The organism is Gemmobacter lutimaris (assembly GCF_003570715.1).
Lineage (GTDB): Bacteria > Pseudomonadota > Alphaproteobacteria > Rhodobacterales > Rhodobacteraceae > Gemmobacter > Gemmobacter lutimaris.
In genome coordinates this window covers 16,494-31,781 of the sequence record NZ_QXXQ01000018.1, presented here as the reverse complement: position 1 = coordinate 31,781, position 15,288 = coordinate 16,494, and the positions used below count along the sequence as shown (strand labels likewise).

Annotated in this window: 15 protein-coding genes; 9 read left to right on the top strand and 6 right to left on the bottom strand. The window is 65.9% G+C overall.

Annotation, left to right across the window (positions count from 1 at the left end; translation table 11 throughout):
• The first annotated feature begins 63 nt into the window (after nucleotides 1–63).
• From fzlA to D2N39_RS19905, 3 genes are read left to right on the top strand one after another with little or no spacing between them, the layout of a single operon-like run.
• Nucleotides 64–729 (top strand): FtsZ-binding protein FzlA, encoded by a 666-nt coding sequence (gene fzlA / locus D2N39_RS19915; RefSeq protein ID WP_119136532.1) that lies wholly within the window; start codon nucleotides 64–66, stop codon nucleotides 727–729.
• Between the two features lie 47 nt (nucleotides 730–776).
• Nucleotides 777–1,823 carry a tRNA epoxyqueuosine(34) reductase QueG gene (queG, locus tag D2N39_RS19910; protein WP_233557321.1) on the top strand — a complete coding sequence of 349 codons (1,047 nt, stop codon included), beginning with the start codon at nucleotides 777–779 and terminating at the stop codon, nucleotides 1,821–1,823.
• A 60-nt stretch (nucleotides 1,824–1,883) separates the two neighbouring features.
• Nucleotides 1,884–2,069, top strand: a complete 186-nt coding sequence (locus tag D2N39_RS19905; protein ID WP_119136531.1) for a hypothetical protein — start codon at nucleotides 1,884–1,886, stop codon at nucleotides 2,067–2,069.
• A gap of 87 nt (nucleotides 2,070–2,156) precedes the next feature.
• Here the strand turns inward: D2N39_RS19905 and D2N39_RS19900 are convergent, their stop codons facing one another.
• Nucleotides 2,157–3,023 carry a branched-chain amino acid aminotransferase gene (locus tag D2N39_RS19900; protein WP_119136564.1) on the bottom strand — a complete coding sequence of 289 codons (867 nt, stop codon included), beginning with the start codon at nucleotides 3,021–3,023 and terminating at the stop codon, nucleotides 2,157–2,159.
• Nucleotides 3,024–3,173: 150 nt separating this feature from the next.
• Between D2N39_RS19900 and D2N39_RS19895 the strand changes: the two genes are divergently transcribed.
• The 6 genes from D2N39_RS19895 to dxs are packed head-to-tail and all read left to right on the top strand — an operon-like array spanning nucleotide 3,174 to nucleotide 8,425.
• Nucleotides 3,174–3,674 (top strand): MarR family winged helix-turn-helix transcriptional regulator, encoded by a 501-nt coding sequence (locus D2N39_RS19895; protein ID WP_119136530.1) that lies wholly within the window; start codon nucleotides 3,174–3,176, stop codon nucleotides 3,672–3,674.
• Nucleotides 3,671–4,384: a response regulator gene (locus tag D2N39_RS19890; protein ID WP_119136529.1), complete on the top strand. Its 714-nt coding sequence runs from the start codon at nucleotides 3,671–3,673 to the stop codon at nucleotides 4,382–4,384. Before D2N39_RS19895 ends, D2N39_RS19890 begins: the two co-directional genes overlap by 4 nt.
• Nucleotides 4,385–4,442: 58 nt before the next feature.
• Nucleotides 4,443–5,375 carry a histone deacetylase family protein gene (locus tag D2N39_RS19885; RefSeq protein WP_233557320.1) on the top strand — a complete coding sequence of 311 codons (933 nt, stop codon included), beginning with the start codon at nucleotides 4,443–4,445 and terminating at the stop codon, nucleotides 5,373–5,375.
• Entirely contained in the window at nucleotides 5,375–5,614 is a 240-nt protein-coding gene (locus D2N39_RS19880; RefSeq protein WP_054304030.1) for an exodeoxyribonuclease VII small subunit, read from the top strand. The genes D2N39_RS19885 and D2N39_RS19880 overlap by 1 nt, the downstream gene beginning before the upstream one ends.
• Nucleotides 5,611–6,480: a polyprenyl synthetase family protein gene (locus D2N39_RS19875; RefSeq protein WP_119136528.1), complete on the top strand. Its 870-nt coding sequence runs from the start codon at nucleotides 5,611–5,613 to the stop codon at nucleotides 6,478–6,480. Before D2N39_RS19880 ends, D2N39_RS19875 begins: the two co-directional genes overlap by 4 nt.
• A 31-nt stretch (nucleotides 6,481–6,511) precedes the next feature.
• Nucleotides 6,512–8,425, top strand: coding sequence for a 1-deoxy-D-xylulose-5-phosphate synthase (gene dxs, locus D2N39_RS19870; protein ID WP_119136527.1), 1,914 nt, complete (start codon nucleotides 6,512–6,514; stop codon nucleotides 8,423–8,425).
• A 50-nt stretch (nucleotides 8,426–8,475) separates the two neighbouring features.
• Here the strand turns inward: dxs and D2N39_RS19865 are convergent, their stop codons facing one another.
• The 5 genes from D2N39_RS19865 to D2N39_RS19845 form a co-directional block, all read right to left on the bottom strand.
• Nucleotides 8,476–9,462: an MDR family oxidoreductase gene (locus D2N39_RS19865; RefSeq protein ID WP_119136526.1), complete on the bottom strand. Its 987-nt coding sequence runs from the start codon at nucleotides 9,460–9,462 to the stop codon at nucleotides 8,476–8,478.
• Nucleotides 9,459–10,028 carry a DUF4202 domain-containing protein gene (locus tag D2N39_RS19860; protein ID WP_119136525.1) on the bottom strand — a complete coding sequence of 190 codons (570 nt, stop codon included), beginning with the start codon at nucleotides 10,026–10,028 and terminating at the stop codon, nucleotides 9,459–9,461. Before D2N39_RS19860 ends, D2N39_RS19865 begins: the two co-directional genes overlap by 4 nt.
• 98 nt (nucleotides 10,029–10,126) lie before the next feature.
• Nucleotides 10,127–13,438 (bottom strand): efflux RND transporter permease subunit, encoded by a 3,312-nt coding sequence (locus tag D2N39_RS19855; protein WP_119136524.1) that lies wholly within the window; start codon nucleotides 13,436–13,438, stop codon nucleotides 10,127–10,129.
• 11 nt (nucleotides 13,439–13,449) lie between these two features.
• Nucleotides 13,450–14,625, bottom strand: a complete 1,176-nt coding sequence (locus D2N39_RS19850; protein ID WP_233557319.1) for an efflux RND transporter periplasmic adaptor subunit — start codon at nucleotides 14,623–14,625, stop codon at nucleotides 13,450–13,452.
• 5 nt (nucleotides 14,626–14,630) lie between these two features.
• Nucleotides 14,631–15,266 (bottom strand): TetR/AcrR family transcriptional regulator, encoded by a 636-nt coding sequence (locus tag D2N39_RS19845; protein WP_233557318.1) that lies wholly within the window; start codon nucleotides 15,264–15,266, stop codon nucleotides 14,631–14,633.
• Nucleotides 15,267–15,288 lie beyond the last annotated feature (22 nt).

The following is a 15,288-nucleotide window of genomic DNA, read 5'->3' as shown; positions in this document are numbered from 1 at the left end:
AGTGGCATTGATCCCCCGCGCCCGCAGGGGTATCACCGGGGGGCTCAGACCCCGGACAGCATCATGAACCGACTTTATCACGTTCCCCTTTCTCCCTTCTGCCGCAAGGTTCGCCTGACCCTGGCGGAGAAACGGATCGAGGTCGAACTGGTGGAGGAACGGTACTGGGAACAGCAGCCCGATTTCCTGCGCCGCAATCCGGCGGGCAAGGTGCCGGTGCTGCGGATGGAAAGCCGGTTGATGAGCGAAAGTCAGGCGATCTGCGAATGGCTGGAAGAGGCCTATCCCTCGCCCGCCCTGATGCCGCGTGATGTGGATGCCCGCTACGAGGTGCGCCGCCTGTGCAACTGGTTTGACGACAAGTTTCATAACGAGGTGACCTCGAAACTGCTGTATGAACGGGTGAACCGCAAGGTGCAGGGCACGGGCTATCCCGACAGCAAGGCGGTCAAGTTCGGCGCGAGCAGGATCAAGTATCACCTCGATTACATGGCGTGGCTTCTTGATCAGCGGCGCTGGCTGGCGGGCGACAGCATGACACTGGCCGATTTCGCTGCCGCCGCGCATCTGAGCTGTCTGGACTATATCTCGGATGTAGACTGGAACCGGCATGCGGTGGTGAAGGACTGGTATGTGAAGCTGAAATCCCGGCCGAGCTTTCGCACCCTGCTGGCGGATCAGGTGCCGGGCTTCACCCAGCCCGGTCATTACGCCGATCTGGATTTCTGAACCCGGCCGCCGGGGGCCAGCCCCCGGACCCCCGGAGTATTTGGGCAATGAGCAACGGCATGGAGCCTTCGGTGCTGAAGGAACGTCTGGTCGCGCGGGCGGTGGAGGAGGGGTTCTCCAAGGCGGGGATCTGCGCGCCGGATGCCGTGCCCGAAGCGGCCGGGCGGTTGCGGGCGTTTCTGGCGGCAGGCCGGCACGGGCAGATGGGCTGGATGGCCGAGCGCGAAGGCTGGCGAGGGTCGGCCGCCGCGCTTTGGCCCGAGGCGCGATCGGTGATCATGCTGGCCGAGGTCTATACGCCCGAGGTTGATCCGCTGGCGGTGCTGGGGCAGCGCGACCGGGCGGCGATCAGCGTCTATGCGCAGGGCAAGGATTACCATGATCTTGTGAAGCGGCGGCTGAAGCGGCTGGGGCGCTGGCTGCTGGATCAGGCGGGGGGCGAGATCAAGGTTTTCGTCGATACCGCGCCGGTGATGGAAAAACCGCTGGCACAGGCGGCCGGTTTGGGCTGGCAGGGCAAGCATACCAACCTTCTGTCACGGGATCTGGGAAGCTGGTTTTTTCTGGGGGCGCTTTTCACCACGCTGGATCTGCCGAAGGACGCTGCCGAGGTCAGCCATTGTGGTTCCTGCCGCGCTTGTCTGGACATCTGCCCGACGGGGGCCTTTCCGGCGCCCTATCAATTGGACGCGCGGCGCTGCATTTCTTATCTGACGATCGAGCACAAGGGGCCGGTGGACCCCGACTTGCGCGCCTTGATGGGCAACCGCATCTATGGCTGCGACGATTGTCTGGCGGTTTGCCCGTGGAATAAATTCGCGCAGGTGGCTCGGGATGTGGGCTATCAGCCGCGCGTTGGTGCGCCCGAACTTGCGGAATTGGCCGCGCTGGACGACACCGCATTTCGGGCGCGTTTCGCGGGCAGTCCGATCAAGCGGATCGGGCGGGACAGGTTCGTGCGCAACGTGCTTTATGCCATTGGAAATTCGGCAGATCCCAGGTTGGTCCCGGTGGCTGCCGCGCTGGTGCAAGACAGTGATCCGACGGTTGCGGAAGCCGCCGCTTGGGCGATGGATCGCCTCTCCGCAGTCTGAGGGCTTGGGGAAGGACCGATTCGGTCCTATATTCAAGGCAGACAAACGGAGGAGAAGGCCATGAGCAAGCATCTTGCGGACAAGCGCGCGCCCTCGGACGGCGGGCGCCTGCGGGAATTCCTGCGCATCGACCGGGGCGGCAGCGAAAGGATCTGGGACGGCTTGCGCCAGCGCCCAGAAGAGAGGGCGGAAAGCAACCGCCGCGCAGCCGAGTTCCTGCGCATCGACCGTGGCGCCGAAGCCTGATCCTGAAAGAAGGCCCGGCACCTTGCGGAACCGGGCCCTTCATCTTGGCTCACATCGCGTGACGAGGGGCGCTGCCCCTTTCGGCCATCAGGCTCGCACCAGCGCCTCGTATTCGGTGGCGATGTCGCGGGTGAGGGCGCCGACCTCGAACATGTAATCGCCGATCTGGCCGACGGGCGTGACCTCGGCGGCGGTGCCGGTCAGCCAGCATTGCTCGAAATCGGCCAGTTCCTCGGGCATGATGTGGCGCTCATGCACGGTGATGCCCTTGGCGCGCAGCATGCCGATCACGGTTTGCCGCGTGATGCCGTTCAGGATGGCGTCGGGCAGCGGCGTGTGCACCTCGCCGTCCTTGACGAAGAAGATATTCGCCCCGGTCGCCTCGGCCACATAGCCGCGATAATCGAAGAACAACGCATCGGAACAGCCTTTGGCCTGCGCCGCGTGCTTCGACATGGTGCAGATCATGTAAAGCCCGGCGGCCTTGGCGGCGGTGGGGATGGTTTCGGGTGAGGGGCGCTTCCATTTGGCGATGTCGAGCTTGGCGCCCTTCATCTTGGCGTCGCCGTAATAGGCGCCCCAGCTCCAGCAGGCGATGGCCAGACGGACGGGGTTGCCAAGCGATGCCACCCCCATTTCCTCGCCCGCGCCCCGGAAGGCCACGGCGCGCACATAGGCATCGGTCAAGCCGTTGGCGGCCAGCACGGCCTCCTTGGCGGCATTGATCTCTGCCACCGAATAGGGGATCGGCATGTCCAGCAGTTCGCCCGATTTCAGCAGGCGTTCCGAATGTTCGGTCGATTTGAAGATCTTGCCATTATAGCAGCGCTCGCCCTCAAACACCGACGAGGCATAGTGCAGCGCATGGGTCAGGATATGGACCTTGGCGTCGCGCCATTCCACAAGCTTGCCATCCATCCAGATCTTGCCGTCGCGGTCATCATAGCCAGCCATCGAAGCCTCCTCGGGGCCATTTTCCAAAAGTTGCGCATATTTGGCCCGTTGTGGGCATAAAGTTGCGCGAAAACTGCGTTTCGCTAACAGTTGCATCTTGGAAAGTCAACAAGGCTGACGTAACTTCGCTGCGAAGTGAGGGAGGATGTGATGAGTGAGGCGGCATCGGGCGGCGAAAGCCTGCTGTTCCTGACCGACGAGCAGTTGCGCAAGGGGATCGAGGCGATGTTCTTCGCCTATCGCGGCTTCACGGCCGATCCCGACCGGATTCTGGACGGGATGGATTACGGGCGGGCGCATCACCGTGCCATCCATTTCATCCATCGCAGTCCGGGGACCACGGTGAACAACCTGTTGTCGATCCTTGGGGTGACCAAGCAAAGCCTGAACCGAGTGCTGCGCACGCTGATCGACGACGGGCTGGTGGAAAGCCGGGTGGGCCGGGTGGACAAGCGCGAGCGGCATTTGTTTCTGACGCCAAAGGGGGCAGACCTTGAACGCACGCTGTCAGATGCACAGCGGGCGCGGATGCGGGCGGCTTACCGCGCGGCGGGGCCGGTGGCGGTGCAGGGTTTCCGGCAGGTGCTGGAGGCGATGATGGACCCCGATCAGCGGCGGCAGTATCAGACCTTGAAGGAGGGCGGAGCATGACCGAACCGCAGGCGCATCTTCTGGTCGTTGATGATGACGAACGCATCCGGGGGCTTTTGCAGAAATTCCTCATCCGCAACGGCTTTCTGGTCAGCGTGGCGCGGGATGCGGCACAGGCGCGGCGGCTGCTGGGCGGGCTGGAATTCGACCTGCTGGTGCTCGACGTGATGATGCCGGGCGAGAATGGCATCGCGCTGACCCGCGATCTGCGGGCGAAAAGCGGTGTGCCGATCCTGCTGCTGACCGCCAAGGGCGAAAGCGCCAACCGGATCGAGGGGCTGGAGGCCGGGGCCGACGACTATCTGGTCAAACCGTTCGAGCCGAAAGAGCTTTTGCTGCGGATCAACGCGATCCTGCGCCGCGTGCCGGCGGCACGGCCCGAGGTGGCGGTGCCCAAGGTGCTGCATCTGGGCGCGGTGCGCTATGACCCGGAGCGCGGTGAATTGTGGCGCGGGGACGAGCCGGTGCGGCTGACCGCGACCGAGGCGCAGCTCATGCGGATCTTCGCGGCCCGCCCCGGCGAGCCTGTCAGCCGCGAGGCGCTGGTGGGCGATCTGGGCGCGACCGAGGCGGACAGCGCCGAAAAGGCGCAGGAACGCGCGGTGGATGTGCAGATCACCCGGCTGCGCCGCAAGATCGAGGCTGACCCGAAGCAGCCGCGCTATCTGCAAACCGTGCGCGGTGCGGGCTATATGCTTCAGCCGGATTGATCCGTGCCCGGTCTCGGGGGCTGTGTCCCCTGACATCCGGAATACTTGAGGACATAAAATGACCGACATCGGGCGTATGCTGTTGTTCAGCCATGAGGACTGCCTGGGCCATGCCGAACCGCCGGGCCACCCGGAGCAGGCGGCGCGGCTGATGGCGGTTGAGCGGGCCTTGGCGGGGTTCGATCTCGACCGCCGCGCGGCCCCGCTGGCCGGGCGGGACGAGGTGTTGCGCTGTCATCCGGCGGGATATGTCGCGCAGGTCGAGGCAGCGGTTCCGGCGCAAGGCTGGGCAATGCTGGACGGTGATACATGGCTGGCGCCGGGGTCGTTGACGGCGGCGCTGCGGGCGGTAGGTGGGGTTTGTGCGGCGGTTGACGCGGTGCTGGCAGGCGAGGCGAAGCGCGCCTTTGTTACTTGCCGTCCGCCCGGCCATCATGCCGAAACCGCGCGGGCCATGGGGTTTTGCCTGTTCGGCAGCGTTGCCATCGCGGCGAAACGGGCGCTGGATCATCACGGACTGTCCCGTGTCGCGGTGCTGGATTTCGACGTCCATCATGGCAATGGCACGCAGGACCTGCTGTGGAACGAGCCGCGCGCGATGTTTGTCTCCAGCCATGAAATGCCGCTTTATCCCGGCACGGGGGCCGCGCGGGAAACCGGCGCACATGGGCAGGTGGTGAACCTGCCGCTGCGCGCGGGTTCGGGCGGGGCGGCGATGCGGGCGGTCTGGGCCCCTGCGCTGGCGCGGGTGCGCGATTTTGCCCCCGACCTGATCCTTGTCAGCGCCGGGTTCGATGCCCATGCCGATGACCCGCTGGCAAGCCTTGAGTGGGAGGTGGATGATTTCCGCTGGCTCACCGCCGCAATCTGCGATCTGGCGGATCAGGTCTGTGGCGGGCGGGTGGTATCCGCCTTGGAGGGCGGCTATGATCTGCCCGCGCTGGGCGCCTCTGTTGCCGCCCATGTCGATGAGATGATGCGGAGAGCCTGATGACCGACAAACCGATTGCCGAGATGAGCTTTGAAGAGGCGATGGCCGCGCTGGAAGGTGTGGTGACGCAGCTTGAGCGCGGCGATGTGGCGCTGGAACAGTCGATCGCGCTTTACGAACGCGGCGCGAAGCTGAAGGCGCATTGTGCCGACAAGCTGCGCGTGGCGGAAGAAAAGGTCGAGATGATCCGCGCTCAGGAAGGCCGCGCCACTGGAACCGCACCGGCGGAGGGGCTGTGAGCTTTCCCGACCTGCTGAAACAGGATGCCGCGCTGGTGCAGGCGCGGCTGGATACGGCGCTGGCCACGCAGGACGATGTGCCGGTGGTGCAGGCCATGCGCTATGCGGTGCAGGGCGGCAAGCGGCTGCGCGCCTTTCTGGTGCTGGAATCGGCGCGGTTGCATGGCATTGCGCCCGAGGCGGCGGTGGCCGCTGCGGCGGCAGTCGAGGCGCTGCATGCCTATAGCCTGATCCATGACGACCTGCCCTGCATGGATGATGACGACCTGCGCCGCGGCCTGCCGACCGTCCATGTGAAATGGGACGAGGCGACGGCGGTGCTGGCGGGCGATGCGCTTCAGACGCTGGCGTTTGAACTGCTGTGTGACCCGGCGCTTGGGGCACCTGACCGGCGGCTGGCGCTGGTGGCGGGGCTGGCGCGCGCCAGCGGGGCCGAGGGCATGGTGCTGGGGCAGGCGCTGGACATCGCCGCTGAAACCGCCGCCACGCCGCTGACCCTGCCCGAGATCACCCGGCTGCAAGCCGGCAAGACCGGCGCGCTGATCTGCTTTTCCGCCGAGGCGGGCGCGATTCTCGCCGGGGCCGACCCCGCACCGCTGCGCGCCTATGCCACGGCACTTGGTCTCGCCTTCCAGATCGCCGATGACATTCTGGATGTCGAGGGCGACGAGGCGGCGACCGGCAAGCGGGTCGGCAAGGATGCGGGTGCCGGCAAGGCCACTTTCGTTTCGCTTCTGGGGCTGGAAGGCGCGAAAAATCGCGCAAACGCCTTGATTGGCGAGGCGGAAGCCGCAGTTTCCCCCTATGGTGACCGGGCCGCTGCCTTGATCGCGGCGGCGCGCTTCGTTATCTCGCGCCAAAGCTGACGCCCCCCTACGCCTGAGCCAAAGGGCTGCCATGACCGACCGACCGAAGACCCCCGTTCTGGACCGCGTGCGCCTGCCCGCCGACATGAAGGCGCTGAGCGACCGCGAATTGCGCCAGCTTGCCGACGAGCTGCGGGCCGAGACGATCAGCGCGGTTTCCGTAACCGGCGGCCATCTGGGCGCGGGGCTGGGGGTGGTGGAACTGACCGTGGCGCTGCATGCCGTGTTTGACACACCGCGCGACAAGCTGATCTGGGACGTGGGGCATCAGTGTTATCCGCACAAGATCCTGACCGGGCGGCGCGACCGCATCCGCACCCTGCGCACCGAAGGCGGCCTGTCGGGCTTCACCAAGCGCAGCGAAAGCCCCTATGATCCATTCGGGGCGGCGCATAGCTCTACCTCCATCAGCGCGGCGCTGGGTTTCAAGGCGGCGGCCGATCTTGGGGGCGATCCGGGCGATGCCATCGCGGTGATCGGCGACGGCTCGATGAGCGCGGGCATGGCCTTCGAGGCGATGAACAACGCGGGCCATCTGAAAAAGCGGCTGTTCGTCATTCTGAATGACAACGAAATGTCCATCGCCCCGCCGGTGGGGGCGCTGTCGTCCTATCTGTCGCGGCTTTATGCCGAGGCCCCGTTTCAGGAACTGAAGCAGGCCGCCAAGGGCATGGTCAGCCTGCTGCCCGAGCCGTTTCAGGAAGGCGCGCGACGGGCGAAGGAGATGCTCAAGGGCATGACGGTCGGCGGGACGTTGTTCGAGGAACTGGGGTTCAGCTATGTCGGGCCGGTGGACGGGCACGATCTGGATCAGCTTCTGCCGCTGCTGCGCACGGTGAAGGCGCGGGCGACCGGGCCGATGCTGATTCATGTGATCACCAGGAAGGGCAAGGGCTATGCCCCGGCCGAGGCGGCGGCGGACAAGGGCCATGCCACGGCGAAATTCGATGTGCTGACCGGGGTGCAGGTCAAGGCCAAGTCCAATGCGCCCAGCTACACCAAGGTTTTCGCGCAGGCGCTGGTGGACGAGGCGGCGCGGGACGACAAGATTGTCGCGGTGACGGCGGCGATGCCGGATGGCACCGGGCTGAACCTGTTCGCCGAACGCTTTCCGAAGCGCTGTTTCGACGTGGGGATTGCCGAACAGCATGCGGTAACCTTTGCCGCCGGTCTGGCGGCGGGCGGGTTGAAACCGTTCTGCGCGATCTATTCGACCTTCCTGCAACGCGGGTATGATCAGGTCGTGCATGACGTTGCGATCCAGCGCCTTCCCGTGCGCTTTGCCATCGACCGCGCCGGGCTGGTGGGGGCCGATGGCGCCACGCATGCCGGGTCGTTCGACGTGGCTTTCCTTGCCAACCTGCCGGGAATGGTGGTGATGGCAGCGGCGGACGAGGCGGAGCTTGTGCATATGGTCGCCACGGCAGCGGCCTACGACGAAGGCCCCAGCGCCTTCCGCTATCCGCGCGGCGAGGGTGTCGGGCTGGAAATGCCCGAGCGGGGCCAGCCCTTGCAGATCGGCAAGGGGCGGCTGATCCGCGAGGGCGGGCGCGTGGCGCTGCTGTCCTTCGGCACCCGTCTGGCGGAAGTGATGCGCGCGGCTGAGGCGCTGGCGGCGCGGGGCATCGCCTGCACCGTGGCCGATGCGCGGTTTGCCAAGCCGCTGGACCGCGCGTTGATCCTGCAACTCGCGGCGCATCACGAGGCGCTGATCACGGTGGAGGAGGGCGCCATCGGCGGTTTCGGCAGCCATGTGGCACAAGTGCTGGCCGAGGAGGGCGTGTTTGACCGGGGGCTGAAATACCGCTCCATGGTGCTGCCTGATACCTTCATCGACCAGGCCAGCCCCGAGGCGATGTATGCCGTCGCCGGCATGAATGCCCCGCAGATCGAGGCGAAAGTGCTGGAAACACTTGGCATTGCCGTGGTGGGCAAGCGGGCCTGAGGCCCGGCTTGCCGGGGCCGTGGTGGCGGGCCTGAGCGGCCCGCCCGCCGTTACAGCGCGATGGCGATGCGGCCGTGCAGGCGGCCGTCCAGAAGGTCGGCGCCCAGCGTCGGCAATTCGTCGAACTGCCGGGTCGAGGAAAGCCGCGCCAGCAGGCTACGGTCAAGCTCTGCCTCAAGCCGCGCCCAGGCGGCCTCGCGCCGCGCCATCGGCACCATGACGGAATCGACGCCGCGCAGCGTGACGCCACGCAGGATGAACGGGTAAACCGTGGTCGCCAGCGACCCGCCGCCCGCCATGCCACAGGCCGCGACGATGCCGTCATAGCACGTCTGTGCGATGGCATCGGCCAGCATCGGCCCGCCTGCAACATCCACCACGCCTGCCCAACGCTCTTTCGCCATCGGGCGACCGCCGGCGGAAATCGCGTCGCGGGTCAATACCTCGGCGGCGCCAAGCTCTTGCAGGAAACCCGCCTGTTCCGGCCGCCCCGAAACCGCGATGACGTGATAGCCGCGCCGCGCCAGCAGGCTGACCGCGACCGAGCCGACCCCGCCCGAGGCGCCGGTGACCAGCACCGCGTCGCGGCCCGGTTGCAGCCCGTGATCATCCAGCGCCATGACACAGAGCATGGCAGTATAGCCAGCGGTGCCGATCTGCATCGCCTGTTCGGTGCTGAACCCGGCGGGCAGGGGCTGCACGATCTCGTCCGGCATCCGCACCAGTTGCGAATAAGCGCCCCAGCGGGTCTCAGACAGGCCCCAGCCGTTGACCAGCACCTTTTCCCCGGCCTTGAAGCGCCCGCTGTCTTCCAGCACCTCACCTGCAAGGTCGATGCCCAGCACCATGGGGAAATTGCGGATGATCGGGGCGCGGCCGGTGATGGCCAGCGCATCCTTGTAGTTCAGTGCCGAATGCGCGACGCGGATCGGCACGCCTTCCGGCCAGTCGGCCAACGTCAGGGTTTCGACCCCGACGGTATAACTTTTGCCCTCGCCCGCCCGCGCGATCAGCGCCTTGCCCTGGTCGATGCTCATGCCTCTGACTCCCTCACGGCCTCCGCCAGGTCTGGCGGCAATTGAAATTCCTCCAGCGCCCGCGCCCGTGCGGGGCCTGACATCTTGCGTGCGGTCTTGGCCACGATGTCGCGCACGGCCTCTGGCGCGTGTTTCGCGGCGAAGGGCGCGAAATAGTGGCGCAGAAAGACGAAACAGATCACATCCTCCAGCGCCTGAACTTCGGTGTCGCGCTTGATGCCTTCCTTGCGCAGCAGAACGCCCACGCGGTCCTGCGCGGCCGTGTCATAGCCCGCATCCGCCATGATCCCGGCCACGCGTGCGGCGTGACGGCGACCCTGTTCGCGGCGCCAGTGCAGATAACCGGTCTTGCCTTCGGGGTATTCGGCGCGCGGCAGCAGCCAGCGTTCCACATGCTGCCCGCGCGCCGCGATTTGCAGGATGTCGGAGGCGCCGGGATGCTGGCGGTCCAGTTCCGCGCTCATCCTTTCGCCGTAAAGCTGCGCTGCGGGGCGACCCGCTTCCCGCGTCGGATCGGCGGCATTTGCCGCGTCGATCGCGGCCAGCGCGGCTGTCAGATTGCCCATTGCATTCCTCCCCTTTGCGGCGATCCTGCGACGGCGGGGCGGGGGATGCAAGGGAGGGTGACAGCAAAACGCCGCCCCTGGGGGCGGCGTTTCCGGGGTCATTCAGCCACGATCAGCTTGGGCTTGCTGTCCGGCGGGGCGCGTTTGGCTTCAAGCTGCGCGACGCGGGATTCGAGGTCGGTCAGTTCCTTCGTCACGGCCTCCGCGCTCAGCACTTCGGGTTCGTGTTCCTTCTGGCCGATCAGCAGACGCGCCAGCCGGGCCAGCAGGCGCGACAGGTCGTCCATGATCAGGAAGAAGGCCGGCACGACCACGAGGCTCAGCACTGTGGACATGATGATGCCGCCAATCACCGCGATGGCCATGGGCGCGCGGAAGGCGCCGCCTTCGCCCACCCCCAGCGCCGAGGGCATCATGCCCGCCGACATGGCGATGGAGGTCATCACGATGGGCTGCGCCCGCTTGTGTCCGGCCTCGATCACCGACTGGAACCGATCCATGCCGCGATTGCGCATCTCGATGGCGAAATCCACCAGCAGGATGGCGTTCTTGGTCACGATCCCCATCAGCATCAGCATCCCGATCATCACCGGCATCGACAGCGCATTGCCGGTCAGGATCAGCGCCGCCGCCACGCCGCCGATGGCAAGCGGCAGCGAAAGCAGGATGGTGAAGGGCTGGATGACCGAGCCGAACAGCAGGATCAGCACGGTCAGCACCAGCATCAGGCCCATGATCATGGCATTGCCGAAGCTTTGCATCAGTTCAGCCTGAATCTCGGCATCGCCCGATTCCGCCACGCGCACGCTCGGCGGCAGATCGACGCTTTCGGTGATTTCCTTGAACCGTTCAGATGCGGTGCCAAGCGCCACGCCGACGGGCAGGTTGGCGCCGATGGTGGCGCGGCGTTCACGGTTCAGGCGGTCCACCATGGACGGGCCTTCAGCGATGCGGATGTCGGCCACCGCGCCCAGCGGCACCGTCGCGCCCGAAGCGGTGGGCACGCCCAGTGCCGCAAGCTGTGCCAGATCGCCCCGGCTGGCATCATCCAGCCGCACCCGCACCGGGATCAGCCGGTTGTCGATGGAAAGCTTCGCCAGCGCCGCATCCACATCCCCGATGGTCGCCACCCGCACCACCCCCGCGATGGCCGAGGTCGTCACGCCCAGACGCGCGGCCTCTTCGACCTTCGGTTCAATCTGCAATTCGGGCCGGGGCAGGGCACCTTCCGAGGCGACGTTGGCCAGCAGTGGATCGGCCGACAGCGCCGCCTCCAGCCGGGCGACGGCCAGGTTCAGATCTTCCTCATTGTCCGACAGGATCGAGAAGGACAGATCCCGCTCGCCCCGGTCGTTCAGCTTGAAGGCGCGGATATCGGGCACGTCATGCAGCCGGTTGAAGATTTCAGCCTCGATCTCGTTCTGGGGCACAGTGCGGCCGTGGCTTTCCACATCCGGCACGATGGCGGAAAGGCCAGGAATGCTGTTCCCGATCTGCGACAGCTTGTAAATCAGCGAGTGATCCAGCTTTTCCAGAAGCACGGTGACCGAGGCGCGGCGAATGTCCAGATCACCGGTCGGTGACGACCCGCCAAGGACAAAGACATTCGCCACACCTTCGATATCGCGGATGCGGGCCACCATCTCGTCGGTTTTCGTCTCGGTATCCTCCAGCGTCGAGCCGGGCGGCAGTTCGACACTGATGGCAACACGGCTGACATCCTCGGGCGGCATGAAGCTGCCGGGGACTTTCAGCATGAAGTGGACAGATATGACCAGAACAAGAATGCCGGTCGCCAGCGTGATATAGCGGGCAGGCACAAGGTGGTGACCTGACCGCATGGGGAACAGCCCGCCACTGGTGGAAAGCCGCACCAGCCGCAGATATTGCCGCATGAACCAGCCGTCACCATGGGCATCATCATGGCCCGCAGCGTCCTTGGACCGCATCAGATAGGCGGTCATCATCGGCGTGATCAGCCGCGCGACCAGCAGTGAGAACAGAACCGAAATTGCCACCGTCAGGCCGAATTGCCGGAAATACTGCCCCGGAATGCCGGGCATGAAGCTGACCGGCACGAAAACCGCGATGATGGTGAAGGTGGTGGCGATGACGGCGAGGCCGATTTCATCCGCCGCGTCGATCGAGGCGCGATAGGGCGATTTGCCCATCCTCATGTGCCGCGCGATATTCTCGATCTCCACGATGGCGTCATCGACCAGAATGCCGGTGGCCAGCGTGATGGCAAGGAAGCTCACAAGGTTCAGCGAGAAACCCAGCAGGTCCATCACATAGAAGGTGGGCACCGCCGACAGCGGCAGCGCCACCGCGGCGATCAGCGTGGCACGCCAGTTGCGCAGGAAGGCAAAGACCACCAGCACCGCCAGCAGCGCGCCTTCGATCAGGGTATGCAGCGCGCTTTCATAGTTGCCGTAGGTATAATAGACCGTGTCATCCACCAGCGAGATGCCGACATCCGGGTGCTTCGCCCGCACCTCGTCCAGCGTGCTGTTCACCACCTCGGCCACCGAAACCTCGGAGGCGCCCTTGGCGCGGAACACCGCGAAGGTCACCACCTGATCGCCGTTGAACTTGGAAAACGACCGCAGCTCCTCGTAAGTGTCATTGATCGTGCCAAGGTCCGACAGCCGCACATGCCGCCCGCCGCCGACGGCGATGGTGGTATTGGACAGTCGTGCTACGGTATCGGCATTGCCCAGCGTGCGGATCGCCTGTTCGCTGGTGCCGAGTTCTGACCGGCCGCCGCCCAGATTGGCATTGGTCAGCCGCAGTTGCTGGCTCACCTGCTGCGCGGTGATGCCGTAGCTTCCCAGCCGCACGGGATCGAGTTCAATCCTGATCTCGCGGTCTGCGCCGCCATAGCGATCAACCTTGCCGACGCCGGGACGACCCTGAAGCGAGCGGGTGATGGTGTCATCGACGAACCACGACAGCTCCTCCATCGTCATGTTCGGTGCGGAAACGGCGAAGGTCATGATGGCCTGGCCTTCGACGTCGATGCGGCTGACGATGGGCGCCTCGACATCGCCGGGCAGATCGCCGCGGATCTTGTCGATGGCGTCCTTCACATCCTGCACCGCCTTGTCGGTCGGCACTTCCATACGGAACTCGACCAGCGTTTGCGAATTGCCGTCGGTGATGGTGGAGGTGACGTTCTTCACCCCCGAGATGCCCGAGACGGCATCCTCCACCTCTTTGGTGACCTGCGTTTCCATCTCGGCGGGGGCGGCACCGGGCTGGGCCACCACCACTGCGACCAGCGGCACGTCGATATTGGGGAAGCGGGTGATGGGCAGGCTGTTGAAGCTTTGCCAGCCCAGAACCATGAGCATGAAGAAGGCCAGAAGCGGTGCGACCGGATTTCGGATCGCCCAGGCGGAGAAGTTCATCGCTGCCCTCCTTACTGCGTGACGGCGGTGATCGGATTGACGCGGTCGCCATCGCGCACGAAGGCGGCGGCCTTGGTCACCACCTGATCACCCTCGGTCAGGCCCGAGACGATCTCGACCCAGCCATTGTCGCGGATGCCGGTTTCCACCGGGGTGCGGGTGACAGTGCCGTCCTTCACCACCATGACCGTCGCCCCTTCGGGGCCGGAGCCGACGGCGCTGACCGGGACGGCGAGGGCCGTGTGTTCCGCCAGCAGGATCGCAGCATCGGCATACATGCCTGATCGCACGGTGCGCGCATTGTCCAGCGTGATGCGGGCGGTGCCGAGGCGGGTGGCCGTATTCACGCCGGGTTCTACCAGCCGGACGGTGCCGCGCAGTGCGCCTGTGGCGCCGACAGTGCGGATTTCGGCGCTCATCCCCGGTTGCAGGCGCACCAGATCGGCTTCAGCGATGTCGGCGCGCAGTTCCAGCGCACCATCCTTCATCAGCACGAACATCGGCTGCCCGGCGGCACTGGCGACCGCACCGACCTGCGCATTGCGGGCCAGCACCTCGCCGGCGACCGGCGCCACCACCTTGGTCCGCGTCAGGTTCAGGTCGATATTGGCAAGCTGCGCTTCGGCCAGTTCGACCTGCGCGCGCGCCGCTTCCAGCGATTGCCGTGCCACGGTCACGCGGGCGGTTGCCGAAACGGCGGCGGCCTGTGCCTGATCGTTCGCGGCAGTGCTGGCCTGACCGCGATCCTTCAGCGCGGCGGTGCGGGCGGCAACGCGGCCCGCCTCATCCGCCGAGGATTGCGCCTCCAGCACCTGTGCCTCGGCCTGCGCCACAGTCGCGCGGGCCGAGGCAAGCCCGGCCTTCAATTGGCTGCGCTGCAATTCCAGCGCGGTCAGCGACAGTGTGGCCAGCACCTGACCGGCTTCGACGTAGTCACCAACCTCGGCCTCCAGCGTCTCGATGGGCTGTCCCTCGATCAGCGGTTGCACGATCACCTCTTCCACCGCGCCGACCAGACCTCCGGCAATCACCCGGTCGCGCAGATCGCGGCGGGCGACGGCGGAAACGGTGATCGCGGGCAGGGCGGGCTTTGCAGCTTCGGTCGCGGCGGCGGGCTCCTCGGCCCGCAGCGCCGCGGGCGTGGCGAGGGTTGCGGCCATCAACAGGCTGACAGCGACATGACGCATCTTCATCAATCCTTCGACTGCGCGGCAGCCACTTCGGCCAGAACCGCGTCGATCATACGTTTCACAAGTCCGTTCAGTTCAATTCGTCCGGCGCTGACCTGCCCCCCGGCCTGCGCCTGAATTGCAGCCGCCTTCACCAGCATCACCACCATGGCGGAATGCGCGGCAAACCGGCGCTCGGCCTCGTCGCGCGGCATTCCGGCAATCATGGCGAAGGCCGACAGAAGGTAGCCGCGAATTTCGCTTTCCATCTTCTGCACCACCGCGCCAATTTCCGGCTTGCGCAGCGCAGCGGCGGTGATTTCAGCCCAGAGCGGGCCGTCGTCGCAGCCAGAGCATTCTTCCTCGATATGCTGGTGCAGCCCGCAGCGCAGCGCAGCCAGCGGGTCGGCCGCGGCGGCGATGCCGGTGAACTTTTCCTCCACCTCGGCCAGATCGCGGGTCACGATGGCTTCGACCATTGCAGCCTTGGACGGGAAGTAGCGGTAGAAGTTGCCCACACTCATGCCGGCGGCCCGCGCCAGATCTTGCATCGAGGCGCCGTCAAAGCCCTTCTCGGCAAAGGTCTGGCGGATACTGTCAAGAATTTCGGCTTCGCGTGGGCGTGCGGCGGTGGCTAGGGCCATGCGGGTGCTGGTCATCAAAGGGTCTCCGGCGGCGGGA